Origin of the sequence: Streptomyces sp. TP-A0356, assembly GCF_001417775.1 — a bacterium.
Lineage (GTDB): Bacteria > Actinomycetota > Actinomycetes > Streptomycetales > Streptomycetaceae > Streptomyces.
The window spans coordinates 640,037-662,631 of the sequence record NZ_BBZJ01000012.1 but is presented as its reverse complement, the minus strand read 5'-3'; the positions used below and the strand labels follow the sequence as shown (position 1 = coordinate 662,631).

Sequence of the window (22,595 nt, the reverse complement as noted above, 5' to 3'; positions counted from 1 at the left end):
GCTCAGCCAGGGGGACCGGTCATGCCCGCCCGATGCGCCATGGGAGTGCCTCCTCGTCCTCCCTCCGGCGCGGCGCCCGGTCCACGGCCTCATCTAGGGCGGTGTCGAGGGAGACGGCGGCCATGATGAGCGCGAGATGGGTGAAGGCCTGCGGGAAGTTGCCCAGTTGCTCGCCACCGAAACCGATCTCCTCGGCGAACAGGCCCACATGGTTGGCGTACATCTGCATCTTCTCGAACGCATAGCGCGCCAGGCGCAGTTGTCCCGCGCGGGCCAGCGCGTCGACGTAGAGGAAGGTGCAGAGACTGAAGGTGCCTTCGCAGCCGCTCAGGCCGTCGGGCGAGGCGGCCGGGTCGTAGCGGTGGACGAGGCTGTCGGAGACCAGTTTGCGGTCGATGGCGTGCAGTGTGGTGAGCCAGCCCGGACTCAGCGGGGCGAGGAAGCCGAGCCGCGGGAGCAGGAGCAGCGAGGCGTCCAGGACCTCACCGTCGTAGTGCTGGACGAGTGCCTGTTCCTGCTTGCTCCAGCCGCGTTCCATGACCTGTTCGAGGATTGCGTCGCGGGCCGCCGTCCAGCGCGTCGTGTCGGCCGGACGACGCCATTCCTCCGCCAGGCGCAGTCCGCGGTCCAGCGCCGTCCAGCACATCACGCGGCTGTATGTGAAGTGCTTGCGGCCGCCGCGGGTTTCCCAGATGCCCTCGTCGGGGCGGTCCCAGGCGTCGCAGAGCCAGTCCAGGGTCCGGCTCAGCCCCTGCCAGCCGTGGTAGCCGATGTGCATGCCGACCGCGTGGTTCTCCGACAGGGCGTACATCGCCTCGCCGTAGATGTCGAGTTGCAGCTGGTCGGCCGCGGCGTTTCCGGCACGGACCGGGCAGGAGCCCCGATAGCCCTCGAAGTGTTCCAGGACCTCCTCGTTCAGCTCCGGGTCCCCGTCCACCCGGTACATGATCTGGAGCGGCTCCCCGCGCGGCCCCGCCTGGTCGTGCAGCCGGTCTCCCAGCCAGCGGGTGAAGGCGGTCGCCTCCTCGACGAAGCCCAGGTCGAGCAGGGCGCGGACGGACAGCGAACCGTCCCGGATCCAGGTGTAGCGGTAGTCCCAGTTGCGCTCGCCGCCCACCTGTTCGGGCAGTCCCATCGTGGCCGCGGCGATCGGGGCACCGGTGGGGGCGTAGGTGAGCAGCTTCAAGGTGATGGCCGACCGGTGCACCATGCCCGGCCACCGTCCTCGATAGCGGCTGGTACGCACCCAACGCTGCCAGAAGTCGATGGTGCCCCAGACCTCGTCGGAGACCTGTTCCTCAGTGGGCGGTGGGGGCGCGGGCCCGCCCGGCCGGCAGACGGTGAAGACCGCGGCGGCGACCTGGCCCTCCCGTAGCGTCACCTCGCCCGTCGCGTCTCGGCCGTCGCGCCGGAGCGGGAAGGTGCTCTGCAGATGGGCGGTGATGTCGGGGGCGTGGAAGGCCGCACCCTCCGGACGCGGATCGAGGTCATGGCCCGCGCGGGCGTAGTCGAACCGGGGACGGCACTCCAGGGCGAAGCGGATCATGCCGCGCACGGTCCGCGCCACCCGGATCAGTGTGTGACGGTCGCCGGCCTGGGCGGATCGGTGCACGGGCATGCAGTCGACCACCTCGCCCACGCCGTCGGGCGACATGAACCGGGTCACGAGTACGGCGGTGTCCGGATAGTAGAGCTGCCGCCAGGTCCCGCTGTCCCCGCCCTCCGGCGCCAACCGGAAGTATCCGCCGCGGTCGTGGTCCAGCAGCGACGCGAAGACACTGGGTGAGTCGAACCGTGGAGCGGCGAACCAGTCCACGACGCCCTTCGCGGAGACCAGGGCGGCGGTCTGCAGATCGCCGACCAGCCCGTGATCGGCAATCGGCGGATAGCGATCCATGTCTCCAATGTGCGGCATCGGGAGCCTCCACGCGCGGCGAGCCGTGCGGCGCTGCCGGGGAGGCGGTCGCGGCTGGGCCGTTGGTCTGACATGAGGTCCCGGTCGGCCTACAAACGGGTTTCGCGGCACGCCCGGCGGTGCGGCAGGTGGTGTGGTCAGGGCTGATCGGCCCGGACGACCTCACGGTCCCGGGCCGTGTTCCGGGGCAGTACCGACGGGAGGCAACCGTGGGCACGAGTGTGATCGAGGATCGGCAGATCACCGCTTTCCCGCTGCTGAGAGGACAGAAGGCGCTGGTCACCGGCGCCAACTCCGGGATCGGCAAGGCCACCGCCATCGGCCTGGGGCGGATGGGCGCGGACGTCGTCGTCAACTACGTCGCCGACCGCGACTCCGCGGAGAAGGTGGTGCAGGAGATCGAGAGCTTCGGGGTGCGCGCCTAGGCCCACGAGGCGGACGTCTCCCAGGAGGACCAGGTCGTGCGGATGGTGTCCCGGATGGTGGAGGAACTGGGCACCATCGACATCCTGGTGGCCAACGCAGGCCTGCAACGGGACGCCCCCATCACCGATATGACCCTCGAACAGTGGCACAAGGTCCTGGACGTCAATCTGACCGGGCAGTTCCTGTGCGCGCGGGAGGCGACCAAGGAGTTCCTGCGCAGGGGAGTGGTCCCCGAGGTGTCGGCGGCCGCCGGGAAGATCATCTGCATGAGCTCGGTCCACCAGATCATCCCCTGGGCGGGCCATGTGAACTACGCGGCATCCAAGGGCGGCGTACTGATGCTGATGCAGACCCTGGCCCAGGAGCTGGCACCGCACAGGATCCGGGTCAACGCGGTGGCGCCGGGCGCCATCAGAACGCCGATCAACCGCGGCGCCTGGGAGACCCCGGAGGCCGAGGCGAACCTGTTGAACCTCATCCCGTACCACAGGGTGGGCGATCCCGAGGACGTCGCGCGAGCGGTCGCCGTACTGGCCTCCGACCTGCTCGACTACGTCGTGGGCACGACGCTCTACGTGGACGGCGGCATGACGCTGTTCCCGGGCTTCGCCACCGGAGGGTGAGCGTGAGCGGCCCGGCAGCGCCGTCCGCCGCGTCTGCCCTGTCGCACCACCGAGGACTGCAGGGGCGACCAGGTCGCCCTGCTCCTCGCCCGGCGCTGGTCGGCGGTGATGGCCGTGCGGTTCGCCGTGGGCGTCGTCACCGGCACCGACCGGGCCGCGTTCGGGTGGGCGCGCGTGGCCGCCGTCGCCTGCGTGGCCGCGGTCGTCCTCGCCCGGGGCGTCGCCCAGCGCGCCTGTCCGGTGCCCACCTCGCTCACCGTGTCCGGGGCCGCGGGAGCCGCCACGACCTTGCGCTGGCTGCTCGTGGTGACCGTCGTCGCCGCGGTGGTGGTCGGGCCGGCGCTGGTGCTGCTGTACCGCCTGGACACCCGGGGAGGACTCGAAGCACTCACCGATACGGACCTGCGACGCCCCGCGGCCGCGCGCGACACGCCGCCACCGACGGTCTGACCGGCGGCAGGGGCGTCGGGCAGCGGTCTCCGGAGCCGTCGTGCACCGGGCGCCGGAAGTGAGGGGTGCCGCCCGCCGACGGGGTCGACGGCGGGCGCCCCGGCTCGACGGCATCGACGGCTTGATCCGAGGTCCCACGTGTCGATCACATGCAACGGGGGACTCGGGGGCGCAGACATGGCATCCGCACCTCGCCGCGGCAGGAAGCGCCGCGGCGAGGTGGATGCAGCTGTGTGTCCACGCACGGAGGAGCAGATGACCGTCGAAAGCCCCTGTCCGCCCACGGAGTCCCCCGCGTGGACCCCGCCCGGCGTCTACGAGCCGCAGTACGACACCTGGCTCCTGACCCGGGCCCTGCACCGAGAGAAGGTCACCCCGGGGACGGACGTCCTTGACCTGGGTACCGGCACCGGAGCCCTGGCGCTGGAGGCCGCGCGGCTGGGCGCGCGCGTCACCGCGGTCGACATCTCCCGGCGGGCGGTGCTTGCGGCCCGGGTGAACGCGCTGCTCAGCGGCCAGAGCATCAGGGTGCGCCGCGGTGACCTCACCTCGGCCGTACCCGGACACCGTTTCGACCTGGTGATCAGCAACCCTCCGTACGTGCCGTCCCCGCGCCATGGAACCGCCCGCGGCGCGGCGCGCGCCTGGGACGCCGGCTGGGACGGGCGGCTGCTGCTGGACCGTATCTGCGGTGCCGCGGCCACGCACCTGCGCCCGCACGGTGTCCTTCTGGTGGTGCACTCCGCGCTGTGCGGGGTGGAGGACACTCTGGCCCGGCTGTCCGAGGCCGGGCTCAGCGCCGCGGTCACGGACCGCGCGCTGGTGCCCTTCGGGCGTGTGCTGCGGTCCCGGCTGGCCTGGCTGCGGCAGCGCGGTCTGCCGACCGACGACATGGTGGAAGAGCTGGTGGTCGTCCGTGCCGTACGAGCGTGAACGGATCTGCCGCATCCGTGCCGACCGCGACGGTCCGCTGCTGGTGGAGGGGCCGGTGGAGGTCATCGGCCCGGACGGCGAGGCCGTCGTCAGCCGGCGGTTCGTCGTCGCGATCTGCACCTGCCGGCGCAGCCGCACCTATCCCTGGTGCGACACCAGCCACCGTCGCCGGGGCAAGGCGGCGGACGAACCCCGTACCGAACCTCCCACCGGACGAAGGGAGACCCCCGAGTGACGACGAGCCGACTCGAACCACGCCGGTCCAGCCCGCCCCTGCCGTCGGCCAGGGGGCCGCTCTCCCACGGTGTGGTCAGCGCGCTGTGCGAGAGGGGCAGCCCGCTGTCGCTCGCCTCGCTGACCGACAGCGATCCCTACGGTGACGACCTGCAGCTGGCCCTGTACGTCCTGTACGAACTCCACTACCAGGGTTTCGAGGGGGTCGGCGACGACCGGGAGTGGGACCCCGCCCTCCTCACGTTCCGTCGCGCGCTCGAGGACCGCTTCCTCAGGGCCCTGCGTGACGACGTCCCCGTCGGGTCCGGCGCGCTGGAAGCGCTGGACGAACTGCAGATCGAACCGGTCGGCGACGACGGCACCGGCGTCACACACTTCCTGCGGAACGTGGGCCGCCACGACCACCTGCGGGAGTACGCGGCGCTGCGGTCCCTCTATCACCTCAAGGAGGCCGATCCGCACGCCTGGGTGATCCCCCGGCTGCACGGCAGGGCCAAGGCGGCCATGGTGGCCGTGGAGTTCGACGAGTTCGGGGCGGGGCGGGCCGAGGAGATCCACGCGGGCCTCTTCGCCGACCTGATGGAGGACCTGGGCCTCACCACGGCCTACGGCCACTATCTGGACGTCGCGCCCGCCGAGATGCTCGCCACCGTCAACCTGATGTCCCTGTTCGGTCTGCACCGCAGCCTGCGCGGAGCGCTGACGGGCCATTTCGCGGCCGTTGAGGTCACCTCCTCCCCAGGCTCGCGCCGCCTGGCCGAGGCCCTGCGCCGGGTGGGCGCGGGCGATGCGGCCGCGCGCTTCTACGACGAGCACGTGGTGGCGGACGCCGTCCACGAACAGGTGGTACGCCACGACGTGGTCGGCGGGCTGCTGGAGAGCGAACCCGACCTGGAGGCGGACGTCGAGTTCGGCATCCGGGCCACCGGCTTCCTGGAGGACCGGCTCGGCGCCCGGCTCCTTGCGGCCTGGCGCGGTGGGCACACCGCCCTGCGCGTCCGGAAAGCAGCGGCGCAAGAGGCTGCATCTCCGGGCGCGAACGGGGAACTCGCCCCGCGGCAAGCACAGAAGAACACCTCGGAGGAGTTCTGATGGCCGACCACGCACGCGACGAAGAGTTCTACACCCGCGACCGCCCCGCGCACCCGACGCTTGCCGAGGACCGGCCCCGGGGAACGGCACCCAAGGCACCCGCGAAACACCGCGGGCCCTGGGTGACGGTGGCGATCGTCGCGGTGCTCGTCCTGCTGGTCGTCCTCGGTATCGCGCTCTTCCCCTGACGACGGGGCGCCCACGGGGCGGGACCCGTGCACATCCGAACGGGTGCACCGCCCGGGGCGCGCGAGTGTTTCACGGTGGTGGCGCGGTCGCCCGGCCGCCCCGGGGCAAGGCATGGCAGAGAGCGGTGAGTGAGAGGCGGCAGAAGGAGGACGTCCGTGGACCGGGACCAGTGTGAGGGGCCGGCCGACCACGACGTGGACGCACGGTGAGTGAGGAGCCCAGGCCACCGGCTCCGGCGCGGACCTCCGAGGCCCGCCGTCCCGGAGAGCGGTTCGCCGACGCGCTGGACGGCCGGCTGCCGGTCCTGGACGGCGGCGGACGGCTGCTGCGCAAGGCCTTCCCGGAGCACTGGTCGTTCCTCCTCGGGGAGATCGCGCTCTACAGCCTGGTGGTCCTCCTGCTGACCGGTGTGTGGCTGACGTTCTTCTTCAAGCCGGAGATGCGGGAGGTCGCCTATCAGGGCCCGTATGTGCCGCTGCGCGGTGTCCTCATGTCGGAGGCCTTCGACTCGACCCTGCACATCAGCTTCGACGTGCGCGGCGGGCTTCTCGTCCGGCAGATGCACCACTGGGCCGCACTCGTGTTCGTCGCCGCGATCGGTGTGCACCTGCTCCGTATCTTCTTCACGGGTGCCTTCCGCAGGCCGCGGGAGGTCAACTGGGTCATCGGCGTGACGCTGTTCATGATCGCTCTGGCCGAGGGCTTCGCGGGGTACTCGCTCCCCGACGACCTGCTCTCCGGCACGGGGTTGCGCATCGCACAGGGCATCATGCTGTCCCTGCCCGTCGTGGGGACGTACGTGAGCATGTTCGTGTTCGGGTCCGAGTTCCCCGGCCAGGACGTCGTCCCCCGCCTGTACGGCATGCACATCCTGCTGCTGCCCGGGGCTCTGATCGCCCTGGTCACCGTGCACCTCATCCTGGTCTTCTACTTGAAGCACACCCAGTGGCGGGGCCCGGGCAGGACCAACCGGAACGTCGTCGGCAAGCCGCTGTTCCCGCAGTTCACGGCGTCCTCCATGGGCCTGTCCCTCACCGTCTTCGGCGTGCTGGCGCTGATCAGTGCCCTCGCCCAGATCAACCCGGTGTGGACCTACGGGCCCTACCGGCCGGACCTGGTGTCGACCGGCTCTCAGCCCGACTGGTACGTCGGCTTCCTGGAGGGCGCGCTGCGGCTCGTACCACCGTGGGAGACCGTCGTCGCCGGCCACACCATCATGTGGAACGTCCTGCTGCCCGCGGTCGTCCTGCCGGCGTTGTTGTTCCTCGTCCTGTACGCGTACCCGTTCGTCGAACAGTGGCTGACGGGCGAGTGGCGCGAGGAACAGCACCTGTGCGACCGGCCGCGGGAACGCCCCGTGCGCACCGGACTCGGTGTCGCCGGCATCACCTTCTACGGCGTCCTGTTGCTGGCCGGCGGCAACGACATCGTGGCGGAGACCTTCCGGTTCTCCCTGAACACCTTGACGTGGGTCCTGCGTATCGCCCTCGTGGTGGCGCCGGTTGTCGCCTTCCTCGTCACGCGGGCGCTGTGTCACGCCCTGCAGGAGACGGAGCGGGAACGCCTGTCCGAGGGGGAGGAGACCGGGGAGGTGCGCCAGACCGTGGAAGGCGGATATGTGAGCGACCACCGGCCCGTGACCAGGTTCCCGCCGGGAGCGCCCAGGAGGCCGATCAGCGCCCGCGAGTCGCGTACTGGAACACCAGACCGAGAACTCCCCGCGCGAGCACCCCGACGCCGAGGATGAACAGCCACAGCCCGTAGACCACTCCCGTGGCGGCGACGGCGAAGCCGAACGCCGTGACCACGGGCCACGGGCTGTGGGGCGGGAAGAACTCCAGGGGCCCGGTGGCGTCGGCGACTTCGGCGTCGGGACGGTCCTGGGGACGGATCCCCCGGCGCCGGTACTGCACCGCGCAGAAGAAGGAGACCACCGCGGCCATCCCGAACGCGACGATCAGCACCGCGGTGCCGGCGGGGTCGCGCGACCACCAGCCGTACAGCGCCGCGGAGCCCCCGAAGAACACGGCGACGCCACCGAAGAGCAGTGCCTCGACCTTCACTGCAGTCCCTCCTCCACCGCCTGCCGGACGACCTCGGGATGGTGCAGGTCGAAGGCGGGCGACTCGGACCGTACGCGGGGCAGGGCAAGGAAGTTGTGGCGCGGCGGCGGGCAGGACGTCGCCCACTCGAGCGAGCGGCCGAACCCCCAGGGGTCGTCCTCCATGACCCGCTCGCCGTGCCGGGCGGAGTACCAGACGTTGTACAGGAACGGCAGCGTGGACACACCGAGCAGGAACGCCCCGATGGATGACAGGGTGTTGAGCAGCGTGAAGCCGTCCGCCGGCAGATAGTCGGCGTACCGGCGGGGCATGCCCTCCGCGCCCAGCCAGTGCTGCACCAGGAAGGTCAGCTGGAAGGCCGGGAACAGCAGCCAGAAGTGCAGCTTGCCCAGCCGTTCGTCCAGCATCCTGCCGGTGAACTTGGGCCACCAGAAGTAGAAGCCCGCGAACATCGCGAAGACCACGGTGCCGAAGAGCACGTAGTGCAGGTGTGCCACGACGAAGTACGAGTCGGTGACGTGGAAGTCGAGCGGCGGGGAGGCGAGGAGCACGCCGCTCAAGCCACCCAGCAGGAACGACACCAGGAACCCGAACGCCCACAGCATCGGTGTCTCGAACGACAGCGACCCCCGGTGCATCGTGCCGATCCATGCGAAGAACTTGATCCCGGTGGGCACCGCGATCAGGAACGACATCAGGGAGAAGTACGGCAGCAGCACGGCACCCGTGGCGAACATATGGTGCGCCCACACCACCGCGGACAGCATCGTGATCGCGATGGTCGCCCCGATCAGCGGCAGGTAGCCGAACAACGGTTTGCGCGAGAACACCGGGATGATCTCCGTGATGATCCCGAAGAACGGCAGAGCGACGATGTAGACCTCCGGATGGCCGAAGAACCAGAACACGTGCTGCCACAGGATCGCGCCGCCGTTCGTCGCGTCGAACACATGTGACCCGAACTTCCGATCCGATTCCAGGGCCAGGAGCGCTGCCGTGAGCACGGGGAACGCCGGCAGCACCAGGATCGAGGTGAACAGGATGTTCCAGGTGAACATCGGCATCCGGAACATGGTCATGCCGGGCGCGCGCAGGCACATGATCGTGGCGATGAAGTTGACCGCGCCGAGTGTCGTCGACACACCCGTCACGACGAGCCCCATCGCCCACAGGTCGCCGCCGGCCCCGGGCGAGCGGTACGCGCTGTTCAGCGGGGCGTAGGCGAACCAGCCGAACGCGGCGGCGCCGCCGGGCACCAGGAAGCCGGAGACGACCATCAGGCCGCCGAAGAGGTACATCCAGTACGACAGGGCGTTCAGCCGCGGGAAGGCCACGTCCGGCGCGCCGATCTGCAGCGGCATCACCGCGTTGGCGAACCCGGCGAACATGGGGGTGGCGAAGAGCAGCATCATCACCGTGCCGTGCACCGTGAAGAACTGGTTGTAGAGGTCCTTGGACATGAACTGCAGCCCGGGGCGGGCCAGCTCCGCCCGCATCCCCATGGCCAGCAGCCCGGCGAAGAGGAAGAAGCAGAAGGCCGTGACCATGTACAGACGGCCGATCACCTTGTGGTCGGTCGTCGTGGTCCAGCGCAGCAGCGCCCGGCCGAGAGAGGACGTGGGGGTGGTCTTCCGCCGGGCGGCGGTGGGGCGTTGCGACAGTTCCGTCATCGTCCTCCTCCACGGGCCTTCGCCCCCGGGCGTCGCGCCCACGGCGCGGGCCGCACGACACGTGAGCGCATCGCGGGTGTCCCGGTCGCGCCGAGGGAAACCGTTCGGGTGAAGAAGGGGCCACGGCGCGGTCCCGCGCCCCGGCTCGGGCGCGGCGCGACCGCAGGTCCGGATCATGACCGTCTGCGGCGACGCTATCGCCGAGGTCCCGTGGGCGCCCTTGCGCCACGCCCGACGGGGGGTGGTTCACATTCCCCGACAGGGGTACTTGGGGGAAATGCTGATGATCTCTGTGGACATGGCTGCTTCGAGTGCCGCGTGGGGCATGCTGGGTGCCCTGATCGGCGGTCTCGTCATCGCGGGTGCCCTGGTGTGGGCGGTCCGGCTCGGCATCAAGGTGCGCCGCCGGGAACCGGGCCCCCCGCGGCGCTCCGACCATCCGGCCCCGCCGCCCTCCGGCCCCGTCATGGAGTCCCGGGAGGTGAGGGAGCCGAACGAGATGCCGCGCGCCGAGGACGAGAGCGAGCGCCTCACTCCGCACGAGATCCACGCCTCGGGAAGCAAGCGCAGCGAGGATCAGCGACGGCCCCGGTGGAACTCAGGCTCCAGCGGCTCCTTCGGCAGCGGCGGCTCCGGGGCGAGCTGAACCCGGAAACGGCGCGCGACGCCTTCGGGGCCGAGGTGACGGCCCCGCCCCGGAAGTCCCGTGGGCGGGCTCCTCATCGCCGACGGCGGACGTCAGGAGCGCTGCTCTCGGCCCTGGTCGGCGGCCTGCTCGGCACGCTCGGCGTTCTTCTGCTTGACGCGCGCCGCTTCCTTGCGGACCTCTGCCTGGGTGGCGCGCTCCTTCTCCAGCCACTCGGGCCGGTCGTTCTTCAGCGCCTCGATCTGCTCGGTGGTCAAAGGCTCCGTGATCCCGCCGCGGGAGAGGCCCGAGATGGAGACGCCCAGCTTCGCCGCGACCACCGGGCGGGGGTGCGGGCCGTTGTGTCGCAGCTCCCGCAGCCACTCGGGCGGATTCGCCTGGAGCTGGTTCAGCTCGGCGCGCGAGACGACACCCTCCTGGAACTCGGCGGGGGTGGCGGGGAGGTACACACCCAGCTTCTTCGCCGCGGTGGCGGGCTTCATCGTCTGGGTGGTCTGGTGCGACTTCATGGTGTCCAGAATATCGGCCGTGTGCGGGCCGGCCGACCACGCCGGGTAACCTGGCGGGGTGACAGGCTCGGAAGTACCCCCTTCGTTCCGGCTCGCGTACGTCCCCGGGGTGACGCCCGCGAAGTGGGTGCGGATCTGGAACGAGCGCCTGCCCGACGTCCCCTTCACCCTGGTCCAGGTGCCGGCCGCCGAAGCGTCCGACGTGCTGCGCGGCGGCGAAGCGGACGCGGGAATTCTGCGGCTGCCGGTCGACCGTACGGTCTTCAGCGCGATCCCCCTCTACACCGAGACGACGGTGGTGGTGGTTCCCAAGGACCATCTGGTGACGGCGGCGGAAGAGGTCTCCCTCGAGGACCTCTCCGACGAGGTCGTCTTCCACCCTCTCGACGACGTCCTGGGCTGGGAACAGCCGCCCGGGGAGCCCGCGTTCCAGCGCCCGGCCACGACGGCGGACGCCATCGAACTCGTGGCGGCGGGCGTGGGCCTGCTCCTCGTGCCCCAGTCGCTGGCACGTCTGTACCACCGCCGCGATCTGACCTACCGGCCGGTCGTGGACGCTCTCCGGTCGAGCGTCGCGCTGTCCTGGCCCGAGGATGCGACCACCGATCTGGTCGAGCATTTCATCGGCATCGTCCGCGGCCGGACGGCCAACAGCACACGTGGGCCCGCCATGCCTGCGGCCCAGCCGCAGCGCAAGCAGCCCGACGCGGTCGCGGCACGGCAGAAGCCCGCGGCGAGGAAGTCGACGAGCAGGAATCCAGGGAGCGGTTCCGGCGGCCCCAAGGGCGCCCGACGCGGCAAGCCCCGGCGCCGGTCCTAGGTGCACTCGGTCATGACTTCGGTGACAGTCGGCTGATCGGTGGCCGGCCGTCGAGCGCAGTGTGTGGGCGGCCAGTGTTGCCCGGGTCGACGGCATGGACCAAGCCTTGGTGCGGACTACGAGGATGCCGCAGCCGGGGCCGTCAGCCAGTCGTGTGCCGCCCGCGCCGTGAACTCCGCCTGCCCGCCGCGCACCAGCAGCCCCGCCGTGGCGAACGCGGGGTCGTCGGCCTGCGCGGCGACGTACGGGATCGCGATGCACCGCATTCCCGCGGCGTGCGCGGCGGCGGCACCCGGCGCGGCGTCCTCCAGGACCACACAGTCGGCGGGGCAGGCGCCGAGGCGGCGTGCGGCCTCCAGGAAGACGTCCGGGGCCGGCTTGCCGTGGGCGACCTCGTCGGCCGAGACGGCCGTGGTGAACCAGGACGCCAGTCCCGTGCCCGACAGGATCGCCTCGATGGCCTCCGGCGACGAGCCGGACGCCACGGCCATCGGGACGCCCTCGGCGGCCAGCAGCTCCACGAACGTGCGCATCTCCGGGTAGACCTTGGTGGAGGCGCGGGCCAGGTCGAGATAGCGGCGGTTCTTCTCGGCGAGCAGCTCCTCCAAAGGCGCCCGCAGGCCATGGCGCTCCTTCAACAGGGCCAGCGTCTCGCGGGTGCTGATGCCGACGTACCGCTCGTGATCCGCCCAGGTGTAGTCGGTGACGCCCTGCTCGGCGAGGAGCTGCCGGCCCGCCTCGAAGTGGTTGGGCTCGCTGTCCACGAGTGTTCCGTCGAGATCGAAGATGACCGCGGTGATGCCGGGAGTGGTCATGGGCTCCAGGATGCCAAGCGGTGGTCGGCGGGGGATCGGCGGGCGGTGCCCCGCGCGGGGCCTCAGTTCGCGGCCGTGCGGCCGATCGACTCCACCAGCGGCAGCAACCGGTAGGGCACGCGCTCCCGCAGCGCCACCTCCGTGCGGGTGCGGACGACTCCGGGCAGGCTGATCAGCGTCTGGATGACGTCCTCCAGGTGCTCGTTGTCCCGTGCCACGACCCGGGTCATCAGGTCGCCGCCCCCGGTGATCGAGAACGCCTCGACGATCTCCGGTACGGCCGCCAGCGCCTCGCCCACATCGTCCAGATGCCCCTGGGTGACCTCGATGTGGACGAACGCGAGCACCGGGTGGCCGAGCGCGGCGGGGGACAGGGAGGGACCCGTGCCGGTGATCACTCCATCCCGCTCCAGCCGGTCCAGCCGGGCCTGCAGAGTGCCGCGGGCGATGCCCAGGATGCGCGCGTACTCGCGCACGCTCGTGCGCGGCTGCTCCAGCAGCAGCCGCAGGATGCGGGTGTCGAGTTCGTCCACGGCCATGGTCCGTTGGCCTCCCTGTCGCACAAGTGGATCCCCCTCGACTGTACCAATGGCCCAGTGCAGAGTGAGCCGCTTGAGCCACTGACGTACTGATGCTTTCCTTATGCGTATCAATGGCGCCGCGCAGCGCAGGACGGTGATGAAGCCGGAATCCGTGCCGCGGCGCCATTCCCATGTCCTGGCGTTGCGACGACATCTGGTTGACATCTAGTGGGGGCGGGCTTCCGACGGTGAAGAAGATGTTCACGGCTCCGGATCCGGGGCTGTTCCGGCTGCGCATCTCGTTGCGTGCGGTCCTCGGCATCGGCCTGGCCGTGACCGTGTGCGAGACGGCCGGACTGTCGCTGCCCGCCTCGATCACCGGCGGGCTCGCCGCGCTCCTCGCGCTGTTCACGGTCGCCGACCCGACCGTGCGCGGCCAGGCGGTCACCACCGCACTGTTGCCCGTCGTCGGCCTGCCCGTCCTCGCGCTCGCCACCGCCCTGCACGGCGTGCCGGCGGCGCGGAACACCACCTGGCTCGCCGTGGTCTTCGCCGGGGTGTACGCCCGCCGCTTCGGGCCACGGGGCCATGCGCTCGGCGTCTTCGCGTTCATGACGTTCTTCATCGCGCAGTTCCTGCACCCCGTCCCGGATCGGCTTCCCGAGCTGTGCGCGGCGGTCGCCCTGTCGCTGGCCGCCACGTCGGCGGTGCGGTTCGGTATGTGGTGCGTCGAGCGCCGTACGCCGCTGCCCGCCGCGCCCGCGCCGCTGGACGGACGGGGACTCGCGCGGCCCGCCACCCGCCAGGCCTGCCAGGCGACCGCCGCCTGCGCCTTCGCCATGATCGCGGGTCAGATGCTGTCGCACGAGCGCTGGTACTGGGCCGTCGGCACGGTCTGGTGGATCTTCGTGAACACCGCCTCGCGCGGCGAGACACTCGTACGCGGCTTCCGGCGCCTTCTCGGCACGGTGACCGGCATCGTCGCCGGACTGCTGACAGCCGTGCCGCTGCACGGGGCTTCGGCACCCACGGCCGCGCTCCTGGCCGTCTGTGTGTTCGGCATCTTCTACACGGCGGCGCCGTCGTACAGCTGGATGATGTTCTTCGTCACCGTCATGGCGGGCCTGCTGTACGGCCTCCTCGGCGTCCTGCGTCCCGGGCTGCTCGGCCTGCGCCTCGCTCAGACGGGCGTCGGGGCGCTGGGGGCCGCGCTCGCCGTCGCGCTCGTCCTGCCGATCACCACCCACACGGTCACCGACCAGTGGGTGCGCCGGGCCCTGCACGCCGTGCACGGCTGCACCGCCGCCGCGGCCCGGCGGCTCGCGGGCGACGCGGAGGCGGACCCCGCCGCCCGGGCGGCAGAGCTCGAAGCGCTGCTGGGCCGCGTCCGGATGGCGGTCGCTCCCCTGGTGCATCCACTGAATCCGCTGCGGGCGCGCAAGGCGCGGGCACGCGAGGTGCTAGCCCTGCTCGACGAGTGCGCCCGTCAGGCGCGCGGCCTCGTCGCCGTCACCGCCGACCCGGACGCCTCGCACGACGCCCGCCTCACGGCCGCGTGCCGACGCGTCGAGGTCGCGGTCGAGGCGTTGCTCGGCGTGGTCCCCGAACGCGCCCTCACGCTCCGGACGGGCGTCCCCGGCCACCACCCCGGCGCCGAGCAGGCCCTCAGCCACCTCCACGGCCTGGAACGGGCCCTGGTCGCCCTGGCCGCCCCGCTGCGCCACTCGTCACCCGCCCGGGCCTGACCCCGGCGCGAACGGCGCCTGGCCGGGCCGAGGCGCCTTGGTCTAGACCTGCTGCTACCGTCGTCCAGCAGGGCGTCGGCGGGAGGGGACGGCAGTGGGGGACGGCGGCAGGCGGCGGGCGTACATAGGTTCCTTCACGACGGCGGGAGGGCGCGGCGTCCTCACGGCGGCCGTGGACGCGGACAGCGGTGCGCTGACCGTCCTGAACGCCGTGGACGCGGTGCCCGATCCGTCGTATCTGGCTCTGGCCGGCGACATGCTGTACGCGGTCAGCGAGACGGAGGACGGCGCGGTCGCCGCGTACCGGCTCGACGGCGACACGCCCGAACTCGCCGGTCCGCCCGTTCCCGTCGGCGGCAGCGGGCCCACGCATCTGAGCGTGCACTCCGGGCATGTCCTGACCGCCAACTACGGCTCCGGCAGCGTCACCGCCGTGCCCCTGAGCGGCGACGGAACCCTGGCGCACGGTGTGTCCGCCGTGCTCCGGCACGAGGGCTCCGGGCCGCTCCCGACGCGTCAGCGGGGTCCGCACGCGCATCAGATACAGCCCGACCCGAGCGGCCGCTGGGTCGTGAGCGTCGACCTCGGCACCGATTCCGTCCGCGTCTGCGCGTTGGAGGGCGGCGTGGTGCGGCTCCGCCGCGAGATCCCGCTGCGGCCGGGTTCCGGGCCGCGTCACCTCGCCTTCCATCCGGACGGGGACCGCGCGTACGTGCTCAACGAACTGGCCCCGACCGTCACTGTCTGCCGCTGGGACTCCGACAGTTGCGTCCTGGATCCGGTGACCGAGACCCCCGTGCTGCCGGAGCCGCACGCAGGCGACGCCTACCCGTCCGGGATCGTCGTCTCGTCCGACGGGGGCTTCGTCTGGACGGCGACGCGCGGGCAGGACGTGCTGTCTGTGCTCGCGGTGGAGGGTGATGGGTTGAGGCGGGTGGCCACGGAGCCGTGCGGGGGCGTCTGGCCGCGCGCCATCGCCCTGTCGGAGGGGTTCCTGTACGTCGCCAACGAGCGGTCCGGCGACGTGACCTGGTTCGCGGTGGATCCGCAGACGGGGGCGCCACGGCGGAGCGGCTCGGTGCGGGCGCCCGCGGCGTCCTGTGTCGTCTTCGGCTGACGGGGCCACAGGAGCCGCTGCCGACCGGCGGCCCGCGGGAGCCGTCGCCAACTGGTGGCCCGCGGGAGCCGTCGCCGGCCGTGGGTCCGAGGCGAAGGGCCCGCTCCGGAAGAGGAGCGGGCCCTTGGTCGTACGAGTGCGGTCAGGCGAGGCTCAGCGGACCGGGGCGCCCTGCGGCTGCGGCGGGGCGATGCCCAGCGCCGTCGTGTACTTGGCGAGCGCCAGCTTGCCGATCGCCGGGTACGGGCCGAGCGCCTCGGCGGCGGGGCAGCCGGCCTCCGTGGCGGCCGCGTCCAGCAGGCCCGGGTCGAGCTCAGGGCCGATCAGGTACGGCGCGAGCGCCAGTTGCTGCGAGCCCGAGGAGCGCAGCTGCTCGGCGACGGCCGCGATCGAACCCTCCTGGTCCAGCGCCGCGGCCATCACCGGCACGGCGAGCCGCGCGGCCAGCAGCATGCCCGTGATGCCGGCGGCCTGCACGGCCTCCTCGCCACCCACGGAGGCAAGGATGATGCCGTCCGCGGCCGTCGCGACTGTGAACAGGCGGGCGCGGTCGGCGCGGGCCAGACCGGCCTCGGACAGGCGTACGTGCAGTGCCTCGGCGAGCAGCGGGTGCGGGCCGAGGGCATCGGTCAGATCGGCGGCGACACGACTGTCCATGACTGCCTGGCGGACCCGGCGCAGCAGCGCGCTGTCCGGACCGGCCAGCAGCGGCACCACCACGGCGACCGGCCCGTCGGGCTCCTTCGCCTCCACGCCGGCGGCGACGGCCTGCTCGTAGCGTGCCGTGCGCTCCTCGGCGGTGCGCGTCAGGACGGACTGCAGCGTGGGGAACTCGGAGTCGCCCCCGTCCAGGTAGCCGATCCGTGCGTCCAGGCCGGGCAGCTCGGAACGCGCGATGCTCACGACCTCCTCGGCCAGGCTGCGCGTGGCGGCGCTGGGCGTGCCCGGCACCGCGAGGACGAGCGCGGGCGCGCCTTCGGGAGCCGCCAGGGGTTCCGGACGGCGGTGCCGGCCGGGCTGGCGGGGTCGCGGCATTCGTACGGGCAGGCCGGATGCGGGCCCAGTGGGGGAGCTCATGGCGCCGCATGCTACTGGCTTCGTGGGCTCCCCTGTTCGGGGAGGGGGCAGGTGAGCGGTATCCGTCCGGTTTTGTCTGATGAGTTACGTACGGAGGAGAAGCGAGCGGTACGATCCGACTTCTCCGTCTCGTGATCGGGCCGGCTTCCCGCTCCCGGCACAGGGTGTCACCCGCCCTGGCCGGTCACGACATACAGCAACCGGTCGTCGTACGGCAGTTCGAGCGCGCTGTTCGCGAGAGCAATCGCGATGCGCATGGCACCGTGCAGTGGGCCGCCCTCGGCGGGGACCGGGAGCGCCTGTGGCAGCTGCCGCGCCAACTCGTTCCGCAGCGGTGCGAGAAGGGGGTCATCCATCTGGAACAGCCCCCCGGTGAGAGCGACCCGGGGCTCGCCCGCAGTGGGACACACGGCGGCCGCGGACTCGGCGATGTGCCGGGCTGCGGCACCCAGGATTCCGGCGGCCACCGGGTCGCCGGCGGCGCAGGCGGCCACTTCGGGCGCGAACGAGGCCAGCACCGCGGGCCGGTCCGCCCGCGGGTACAGCAGGCCGGGCAGCCCGGAGACCGGGCCGAACACCGCCTCGGCCCGCGCCAGCAGCGGGGCCGAACCACCGGGCCGTCCGTCGTGGGTGCGCAGCGCCGCCTCCAGACCGGCCCGGCCGATCCATGCGCCGCCGCCGCAGTCGCCCAGCAGATGGCCCCAACCGTCGGCCCTGCGCCAGCGCTTGAGGTCCGTACCCAGTGCGACCAGGCCGGTCCCCGCCGCGACCACCGCCCCGGGCCGCGCGCCGAGCGCGCCCACGTAGGCGGTGACGGCATCCGCGACCAGCGCGACCCTGCGCACGCCGAGCTCACGGGCCAGGGCGGCGGGCAGCTCGGCGCGCAGATGGTCGCCCAGGGTCGCCAGACCGGCCGCGCCGATCGCGACGGCCCCGAGCTGAGGGCCCCCGGCGTCGGCCTGCAACCGCCGTGCCATCGGCAGGAGTTGCCCAAGAAGGTGACCGGCGTCGATCCCTCGGGAACCGGTGCGCACCGGCTCCCGGGACGTGAGCGGGGCCGTCGCGGCCGAGGCCGGACCACCGCGCGGGGCGAGGGCCACCCGCAGGCCGGAACCTCCGGAGTCCACGGCGAGGACAGCCTCCCGCACCGGGCCGTGTGCGCCCGCCTCCGGGGCGTCCACCGGGCCCGAGGACGTCACGGCAGGCGCCAGTCCACGGGCTGCGCGCCCTGCCTGACCAGCAGGTCGTTGGCCCGGCTGAACGGGCGTGAGCCGAAGAAGCCCCGGTCCGCCGACATCGGGGACGGGTGTGCGGACTCGACCGACGGCAGATCACCCAGCAAGGGTCGCAGATTGCGGGCGTCGCGGCCCCACAGGATGGACACGAGCGGCGTGCCACGTGCGGCGAGTGCCCGTATCGCCTGCTCGGTGACCTCCTCCCAGCCCTTGCCCCGGTGTGCCGCGGGACGGCGAGGAGCCGTGGTGAGCGCCCTGTTGAGCAACAGCACGCCCTGCTGGGTCCACGGTGTGAGATCGCCGCTGGACGGCTGGGGCAGTGCCAGGTCGGTGTTGAGCTCCCGGAAGATGTTGATCAGGCTGCCAGGCAGTGGCCGTACCTCCGGAGCGACGGAGAACGACAGCCCCACCGCGTGTCCCGGTGTCGGATAGGGGTCCTGACCGACGATCAGGACGCGGACGTCGTCGAACGGCTGCTGAAAGGCCCGAAGGACGTTCGGTCCCGCCGGGAGGTAGGTGCGCCCCGCGGCGATCTCAGCGCGCAGGAAGTCGCCCATCTCGGCGATCCGTCCGGCCACCGGTTCCAGGGCCTTCGCCCAGCCGGGTTCGACGATCTCATGCAACGGTCGTGGTGCCACGGGCGTCACCCTACTGCCGTGCGCACGCGGACGATCAACCCGTGGCCCGAGGGCGACCGGGAATGATCGTCTGGTCGACGAAGAGGGCGCGGTCCGTCGGGAAGCGACCATCCTCCGTGCCGGTCCCGGCCGTTCCCCCACGGACGGGCCGCGGCTCAGGCGATCACCGCCGCCCGTACGCACAGTACGTCCGGCAGATGGGACGCGAGCTGCCGCCAGCTGTCGCCGTCGTCCGCCGACGCGTACAACTCGCCGTTGCGATTGCCGAAGTACACGCCTGCGGGGTCCGCGTCGTCCGTGCACAGGGCGTCCCTCAGCACGGTGCCGTAATGGTCCTCGGCGGGCAGGCCCGCCGTGAGCGGCTCCCAGCTCCTGCCCGCGTCCGCCGTGCGGAAGACGCGACATCGGTGGCCGGCCGGGACACGGTCCGCGTCCGCGTTGATCGGGAAGACGTACGCCGTCTCCCCGCGGTGCGGATGGGCGGCCGCGGCGAATCCGAACGTCGAGGGAAGACCCCCGCCGATGTCCGTCCAGTGGGCGCCCCCGTCGTCGCTTCTGTACACCCCCCAGTGGTTCTGCAGATACAGCCGGTCCGGACTCGCCGCGTCCTGGGCGATCTTGTGCACACACTGGCCGAACTCCGGGCTCGGATCGGGCAGGAACACCGCGGAGACACCGGAGTTGGACGGCTCCCAGCTCGCGCCGCCGTCCAGTGTGCGGAACACCCCGGCCGTGGACACGGCGACCGCCACCGCCTCCGGGTCCCGCTTGTCGGTGACCACGGTGTGCAGACCCTCACCGCCTCCGCCCGGCACCCACTTGTCGCGCGTCGGATGCTCCCACAGGGGGCGCACCAGACCGAAGCTCTCGCCCCGGTCCTCGGAGCGGTAGAGCGCGGCCGGCTCCGTGCCCGCGTACACCACGGTCGGCTCGGCGGCCGCCGGGTGCAGCTGCCACACGCGCTCCAGCGAAGCGCCCGTGTCCTTCGGGAACTTGATGGCGGGCTGTGCGGGCTCGGTCCAGGTGCGGCCGAGGTCGTCGGAGTGGAAGACGGACGGTCCCCAGTGCGAGCTGTCCCCTCCGGCCAGCAGGCGCGGGGTGTCGCCCCGGGTGTCGATGGCGACCGAGTAGACGGCCTGCGCGTTGAAGTACGGACTCTCGTCGAACTCCCAGGCGCCACTGCGTCGCCGCCCGATGAAGAGTCCCTTGCGTGTGCCCACGGTGAGCAGAACGTCGGCCATGCCGATCACCTCCGAAACGCCGGTGTTCCAGACACGGGTCAGTCTGCACCCCGGCACTGACAGTCACCTATGGACGCCTTGTTCATGCAGGCCAGGGCCGTGTCTCCGAGGCCGGAGGGAGACCCAGAGGGACTTGCCGGGCGCGCGGCCGTGGGGCCGGCGCACGGCGCCGGGGTCTGCCGCAGCGCCGAAGACCGGCGCTCCGACGAACGTCACGTGAGCAACGGGGGGCCGCTGCGCGTATGGGAGTGCGGTCGGGGGAGTCCGTGCGTGCGTGAGGAGGATGCCATCGATGAGGTGGCTGTCGTCGATGACGGCGTTCCGCGGCCCCAGGGTGTGGCTGTGGAGGTGGCGGCGCAATCCGCTGCGGCGCCGCAGTGATGTGCTGGAGGCCTGGATCGTGCTGGCGGTGTGGTCCGTGGTCGTGGTGGGCGGAGTGCTGACGGGACTGGCGGCGACGCACTCCGTGGAGCGCGGTCTGGCCCGGGAGCGTGCCGAATGGCGTCCGGTCGTTGCCCTGCTCACCCAGGACGCGCCGAAGGCGACCACCGCGACCACGGCCGGTACGGAACGGGTGTGGGCGAAGGTGCGCTGGACGGGCGAGGACGGCTCGTCCCACGCCGGCCAGGCCCGGGTCGCGGCCGGCAGCCCGACGGGCACGGCCGTCACCATCTGGACGGACCGTGACGGAGCCTTGGTGACACGGCCCGCCGACGAGTTCCAGGGGCAGGTGCGCGCCGCCATGGTCGGTGTCGTGGTGGGGCTGAGCGTGGCGGCCATCCCGTTCCTGGCCGGGCGCGTCGTCCGCGACCGTCTGGAACGGCGGCGCATGGCGCAGTGGGACCAGGCCTGGGCCCGGTTCGGGCCGACGTGGGGACGTACGGCCGGCTGACCGGGGCGCGGCCCAGCCCTCCTCGCGGCGCCGGGCCCACGTGCCCGCGCCCCGCCGCCCGCCCGCGGCTGCCCCGGGGCTGGAGGCCATGTCGGCCCACTGGGGCGGGTGGTGATCCACAGCCGGGCGCGTACGCCGACGCACGGCACCCGGCTGCTGGACCGGCCCTGGAGGCGCGGCGGTTCCAGGGCCGGTAGGGGAGTCTCACTTGGGCGGCAGGCTCCCCGCGAAGGTGCGCCCCTCGTCGACCCACTGCCCGAGCGCGTCGTCCTCCGCCACCGTGGATGCGGCGACGACGACCCAGCCGCGCATCGGACGGCCCGTCATGTCGAACAGCCGCACACCCGGACGGGCCAGGGCCGCCTCCGTGCCGTCGGGTCCGACGCGCACCAGAAGGTCCTCGCCCGTCACACCGACGGCCATGTTGCCGCGGTACAGGAAGGCGATCCCGCCGAACATCCGCTTCTCTCCGACGTCGGGATCCGCGCTCAGCCGCTGCCTGATCCGCTCCGCCAGTCCTTCGTCGTACGCCATGACGGTCCCCGTTCCGGGTGGGCTCGGTGCCGGTTCCAGGATCGCCGGGATCGCGGCCGGGCGCCCGCCGCCACACGGGCGTCCGGTCAGATCGAGCGGTGGTACTGCTCCGGTACCCGCACCTCACCGCCCAGTTCCCGGGCCGCGAGTCGGGCGAAGGAGGGGTTGCGCAGGAGTTCGCGGCCCAGGAGCACCGCGTCCGCCTCACCGTTGACCAGGATCTTCTCGGCCTGCTCGGCATCGGTGATGAGGCCGACCGCGGCGACCGGCAGGGAGGTCTCCGCCTTCACACGGGCGGCGAAGGGGACCTGGTAGCCGGGGCCCGTCGGGATGCGGACGCCGGCGGCGTTGCCGCCCGTCGACACGTCGAGGAGGTCCACGCCGTGCGTCTGGAGGTCGGCGGCGAAGCGGACGGTGTCGTCGGCCGTCCAGCCGTCGTCCAGCCAGTCGGTGGCGGAGATCCGGAAGAACAGCGGCTTGTCGTCCGGCCACACCTCCCGCACGGCGTCGACGACTTCGAGCGGGAAGCGGGTGCGGTTCTCGTACGAGCCGCCGTACGCGTCCGTGCGGTGGTTGGAGTGCGGGGAGAGGAACTCGTTGATCAGATAGCCGTGCGCGCCGTGGATCTCGACGACCTCGAAGCCGGCGGCCAGGGCGCGGCGGGCCGCGTCCGCGAACCGGCCCACGAGGTCCTGGATGTCGTCCACGCCCAGTTCGGTCGGCACGGGGTGACGGGCGTCGAAGGCGAGCGCGCTCGGGGCGAGGGGCGCCCAGCCGTATGCGTCGGGGCCGACCGGGCCACCGCCCTTCCAGGGGCGGTCGGTCGACGCCTTGCGGCCGCCGTGCGCCAGCTGGATGGCCGGTACCGTGCCCTGCTCCCTGAGGAAGCGCGTGATCCGGCGGAACGCCTCGGTCTGCGCGTCGTTCCACAGGCCCAGGTCGTAGGGGGAGATGCGGCCCTCGGGCGAGACGGCGGTCGCCTCGACGACGATCAGCCCCGTGCCGCCGGTCGCGCGCGCCGCGTAGTGCGCGAAGTGCCAGTCGTGCGGGGCACCGGTCGAGGGCCCCTCCGGCGCCGCCGAGTACTGGCACATCGGAGGCATCCAGACCCGGTTCGGGATCGTCACGTCGCGCAGGGTGAAGGATTCGAAGAGCGCGCTCACGGCGGACTCCATTCGGTGTGTGGCCGGTGGAACCCTCGTACGGTAAG

Annotated in this window: 23 protein-coding genes and 1 pseudogene; 12 read left to right on the top strand and 12 right to left on the bottom strand. The window is 72.1% G+C overall.

All coding sequences use genetic code 11. The annotated features are described in order from the left end of the window. Window positions 1-19: 19 nt before the first annotated feature. Window positions 20-1,897: a glycoside hydrolase family 15 protein gene (locus ASC56_RS02970; protein ID WP_055489514.1), complete on the bottom strand. Its 1,878-nt coding sequence runs from the start codon at window positions 1,895-1,897 to the stop codon at window positions 20-22. A gap of 272 nt (window positions 1,898-2,169) precedes the next feature. Between ASC56_RS02970 and ASC56_RS02965 the strand changes: the two are divergent. The 7 genes and pseudogenes from ASC56_RS02965 (at window position 2,170) to ASC56_RS02935 (ending at window position 7,609) form a co-directional block, all read left to right on the top strand. Continuing rightward, window positions 2,170-2,964, top strand: a pseudogene (locus tag ASC56_RS02965) (SDR family oxidoreductase). Window positions 2,965-3,078: 114 nt separating this feature from the next. Beyond that, window positions 3,079-3,414: a hypothetical protein gene (locus tag ASC56_RS41055; protein WP_199835889.1), complete on the top strand. Its 336-nt coding sequence runs from the start codon at window positions 3,079-3,081 to the stop codon at window positions 3,412-3,414. Window positions 3,415-3,669: 255 nt separating this feature from the next. Beyond that, entirely contained in the window at window positions 3,670-4,347 is a 678-nt protein-coding gene (locus ASC56_RS02955; protein ID WP_055489512.1) for a HemK2/MTQ2 family protein methyltransferase, read from the top strand. After that, the gene (locus ASC56_RS02950; protein WP_055489511.1) at window positions 4,331-4,582 is read left to right on the top strand and encodes a CDGSH iron-sulfur domain-containing protein; all 252 of its coding nucleotides are present in this window, start codon (window positions 4,331-4,333) and stop codon (window positions 4,580-4,582) included. Before ASC56_RS02955 ends, ASC56_RS02950 begins: the two co-directional genes overlap by 17 nt. After that, a complete protein-coding gene (locus ASC56_RS02945) occupies window positions 4,579-5,673 on the top strand; it encodes an iron-containing redox enzyme family protein (protein ID WP_079102235.1) in 1,095 nt (364 codons plus the stop codon). The genes ASC56_RS02950 and ASC56_RS02945 overlap by 4 nt, the downstream gene beginning before the upstream one ends. Further along, the gene (locus ASC56_RS02940; RefSeq protein ID WP_055489510.1) at window positions 5,673-5,861 is read left to right on the top strand and encodes a hypothetical protein; all 189 of its coding nucleotides are present in this window, start codon (window positions 5,673-5,675) and stop codon (window positions 5,859-5,861) included. Before ASC56_RS02945 ends, ASC56_RS02940 begins: the two co-directional genes overlap by 1 nt. A 284-nt stretch (window positions 5,862-6,145) precedes the next feature. After that, on the top strand, window positions 6,146-7,609 hold the full coding sequence (locus tag ASC56_RS02935) for a ubiquinol-cytochrome c reductase cytochrome b subunit (protein WP_107309171.1): 1,464 nt from the start codon (window positions 6,146-6,148) through the stop codon (window positions 7,607-7,609). Here ASC56_RS02935 and ASC56_RS02930 read toward each other — a convergent pair. Next, complete coding sequence (locus ASC56_RS02930) at window positions 7,536-7,925, bottom strand: cytochrome c oxidase subunit 4 (protein ID WP_055489509.1); 390 nt, start codon at window positions 7,923-7,925, stop codon at window positions 7,536-7,538. The genes ASC56_RS02935 and ASC56_RS02930 overlap by 74 nt on opposite strands. Further along, a complete protein-coding gene (gene ctaD / locus ASC56_RS02925) occupies window positions 7,922-9,595 on the bottom strand; it encodes a cytochrome c oxidase subunit I (protein WP_055489508.1) in 1,674 nt (557 codons plus the stop codon). Before ctaD ends, ASC56_RS02930 begins: the two co-directional genes overlap by 4 nt. A 283-nt stretch (window positions 9,596-9,878) precedes the next feature. On the opposite strand from ctaD, the gene ASC56_RS02920 reads away from it, so the two are divergent. Continuing rightward, window positions 9,879-10,241 (top strand): DUF6479 family protein, encoded by a 363-nt coding sequence (locus ASC56_RS02920; protein WP_234376821.1) that lies wholly within the window; start codon window positions 9,879-9,881, stop codon window positions 10,239-10,241. A 92-nt stretch (window positions 10,242-10,333) separates the two neighbouring features. Here ASC56_RS02920 and ASC56_RS02915 read toward each other — a convergent pair whose 3' ends face one another. Then, window positions 10,334-10,750, bottom strand: a complete 417-nt coding sequence (locus tag ASC56_RS02915) for a DUF5997 family protein (RefSeq protein WP_055489507.1) — start codon at window positions 10,748-10,750, stop codon at window positions 10,334-10,336. A gap of 58 nt (window positions 10,751-10,808) precedes the next feature. On the opposite strand from ASC56_RS02915, the gene ASC56_RS02910 reads away from it, so the two are divergent. Continuing rightward, window positions 10,809-11,570, top strand: coding sequence for a LysR family substrate-binding domain-containing protein (locus ASC56_RS02910; protein ID WP_055489506.1), 762 nt, complete (start codon window positions 10,809-10,811; stop codon window positions 11,568-11,570). A gap of 116 nt (window positions 11,571-11,686) precedes the next feature. Here the strand turns inward: ASC56_RS02910 and ASC56_RS02905 are convergent, their stop codons facing one another. After that, the gene (locus tag ASC56_RS02905) at window positions 11,687-12,385 is read right to left on the bottom strand and encodes an HAD family phosphatase (protein WP_055489505.1); all 699 of its coding nucleotides are present in this window, start codon (window positions 12,383-12,385) and stop codon (window positions 11,687-11,689) included. A gap of 62 nt (window positions 12,386-12,447) precedes the next feature. Next, the gene (locus ASC56_RS02900; RefSeq protein WP_055489504.1) at window positions 12,448-12,924 is read right to left on the bottom strand and encodes an Lrp/AsnC family transcriptional regulator; all 477 of its coding nucleotides are present in this window, start codon (window positions 12,922-12,924) and stop codon (window positions 12,448-12,450) included. Window positions 12,925-13,163: 239 nt separating this feature from the next. Between ASC56_RS02900 and ASC56_RS02895 the strand changes: the two genes are divergently transcribed. Both ASC56_RS02895 and ASC56_RS02890 read left to right on the top strand, forming a co-directional pair. Then, window positions 13,164-14,651 (top strand): FUSC family protein, encoded by a 1,488-nt coding sequence (locus tag ASC56_RS02895; protein ID WP_055489503.1) that lies wholly within the window; start codon window positions 13,164-13,166, stop codon window positions 14,649-14,651. Between the two features lie 94 nt (window positions 14,652-14,745). Beyond that, window positions 14,746-15,768, top strand: a complete 1,023-nt coding sequence (locus tag ASC56_RS02890) for a lactonase family protein (RefSeq protein WP_055489502.1) — start codon at window positions 14,746-14,748, stop codon at window positions 15,766-15,768. Between the two features lie 153 nt (window positions 15,769-15,921). Here ASC56_RS02890 and ASC56_RS02885 read toward each other — a convergent pair whose 3' ends face one another. The 4 genes from ASC56_RS02885 to ASC56_RS02870 all read right to left on the bottom strand — a co-directional run bounded on the left by ASC56_RS02885 (window position 15,922) and on the right by ASC56_RS02870 (window position 19,959). Next, entirely contained in the window at window positions 15,922-16,845 is a 924-nt protein-coding gene (locus tag ASC56_RS02885; RefSeq protein WP_107309160.1) for a sirohydrochlorin chelatase, read from the bottom strand. Between the two features lie 167 nt (window positions 16,846-17,012). Continuing rightward, entirely contained in the window at window positions 17,013-17,993 is a 981-nt protein-coding gene (locus tag ASC56_RS02880) for a BadF/BadG/BcrA/BcrD ATPase family protein (RefSeq protein WP_055489662.1), read from the bottom strand. Window positions 17,994-18,040: 47 nt separating this feature from the next. Next, the gene (locus ASC56_RS02875; protein WP_055489500.1) at window positions 18,041-18,718 is read right to left on the bottom strand and encodes a uracil-DNA glycosylase; all 678 of its coding nucleotides are present in this window, start codon (window positions 18,716-18,718) and stop codon (window positions 18,041-18,043) included. A gap of 155 nt (window positions 18,719-18,873) precedes the next feature. Then, window positions 18,874-19,959: a sialidase family protein gene (locus tag ASC56_RS02870; protein ID WP_055489661.1), complete on the bottom strand. Its 1,086-nt coding sequence runs from the start codon at window positions 19,957-19,959 to the stop codon at window positions 18,874-18,876. 292 nt (window positions 19,960-20,251) lie between these two features. Here ASC56_RS02870 and ASC56_RS02865 point away from each other — a divergent pair, with 292 nt between their 5' ends. After that, window positions 20,252-20,851 carry a hypothetical protein gene (locus ASC56_RS02865; protein ID WP_234376820.1) on the top strand — a complete coding sequence of 200 codons (600 nt, stop codon included), beginning with the start codon at window positions 20,252-20,254 and terminating at the stop codon, window positions 20,849-20,851. 204 nt (window positions 20,852-21,055) lie between these two features. On the opposite strand, the gene ASC56_RS02860 is transcribed toward ASC56_RS02865, so the two are convergent. Both ASC56_RS02860 and ASC56_RS02855 read right to left on the bottom strand, forming a co-directional pair. Then, the gene (locus ASC56_RS02860; protein WP_055489499.1) at window positions 21,056-21,385 is read right to left on the bottom strand and encodes a TfoX/Sxy family protein; all 330 of its coding nucleotides are present in this window, start codon (window positions 21,383-21,385) and stop codon (window positions 21,056-21,058) included. A gap of 86 nt (window positions 21,386-21,471) precedes the next feature. After that, a complete protein-coding gene (locus ASC56_RS02855) occupies window positions 21,472-22,548 on the bottom strand; it encodes an NADH:flavin oxidoreductase/NADH oxidase (protein WP_055489659.1) in 1,077 nt (358 codons plus the stop codon). Window positions 22,549-22,595: the final 47 nt, after the last annotated feature.

Excerpts from the sequence above, each read along its gene's own strand:
- ASC56_RS02970 (WP_055489514.1), bottom strand. The coding sequence starts at position 1,897 with ATGGATCGCTATCCGCCGATTGCCGATCACGGGCTGGTCGGCGATCTG.
- ASC56_RS02955 (WP_055489512.1), top strand. The coding sequence starts at position 3,670 with ATGACCGTCGAAAGCCCCTGTCCGCCCACGGAGTCCCCCGCGTGGACC.
- ASC56_RS02940 (WP_055489510.1), top strand. The coding sequence starts at position 5,673 with ATGGCCGACCACGCACGCGACGAAGAGTTCTACACCCGCGACCGCCCC.
- ctaD (WP_055489508.1), bottom strand. The coding sequence starts at position 9,595 with ATGACGGAACTGTCGCAACGCCCCACCGCCGCCCGGCGGAAGACCACC.
- ASC56_RS02920 (WP_234376821.1), top strand. The coding sequence starts at position 9,879 with ATGATCTCTGTGGACATGGCTGCTTCGAGTGCCGCGTGGGGCATGCTG.
- ASC56_RS02915 (WP_055489507.1), bottom strand. The coding sequence starts at position 10,750 with ATGAAGTCGCACCAGACCACCCAGACGATGAAGCCCGCCACCGCGGCG.
- ASC56_RS02905 (WP_055489505.1), bottom strand. The coding sequence starts at position 12,385 with ATGACCACTCCCGGCATCACCGCGGTCATCTTCGATCTCGACGGAACA.
- ASC56_RS02900 (WP_055489504.1), bottom strand. The coding sequence starts at position 12,924 with ATGGCCGTGGACGAACTCGACACCCGCATCCTGCGGCTGCTGCTGGAG.
- ASC56_RS02895 (WP_055489503.1), top strand. The coding sequence starts at position 13,164 with ATGTTCACGGCTCCGGATCCGGGGCTGTTCCGGCTGCGCATCTCGTTG.
- ASC56_RS02885 (WP_107309160.1), bottom strand. The coding sequence starts at position 16,845 with ATGAGCTCCCCCACTGGGCCCGCATCCGGCCTGCCCGTACGAATGCCG.
- ASC56_RS02870 (WP_055489661.1), bottom strand. The coding sequence starts at position 19,959 with ATGGCCGACGTTCTGCTCACCGTGGGCACACGCAAGGGACTCTTCATC.
- ASC56_RS02865 (WP_234376820.1), top strand. The coding sequence starts at position 20,252 with ATGAGGTGGCTGTCGTCGATGACGGCGTTCCGCGGCCCCAGGGTGTGG.
- ASC56_RS02860 (WP_055489499.1), bottom strand. The coding sequence starts at position 21,385 with ATGGCGTACGACGAAGGACTGGCGGAGCGGATCAGGCAGCGGCTGAGC.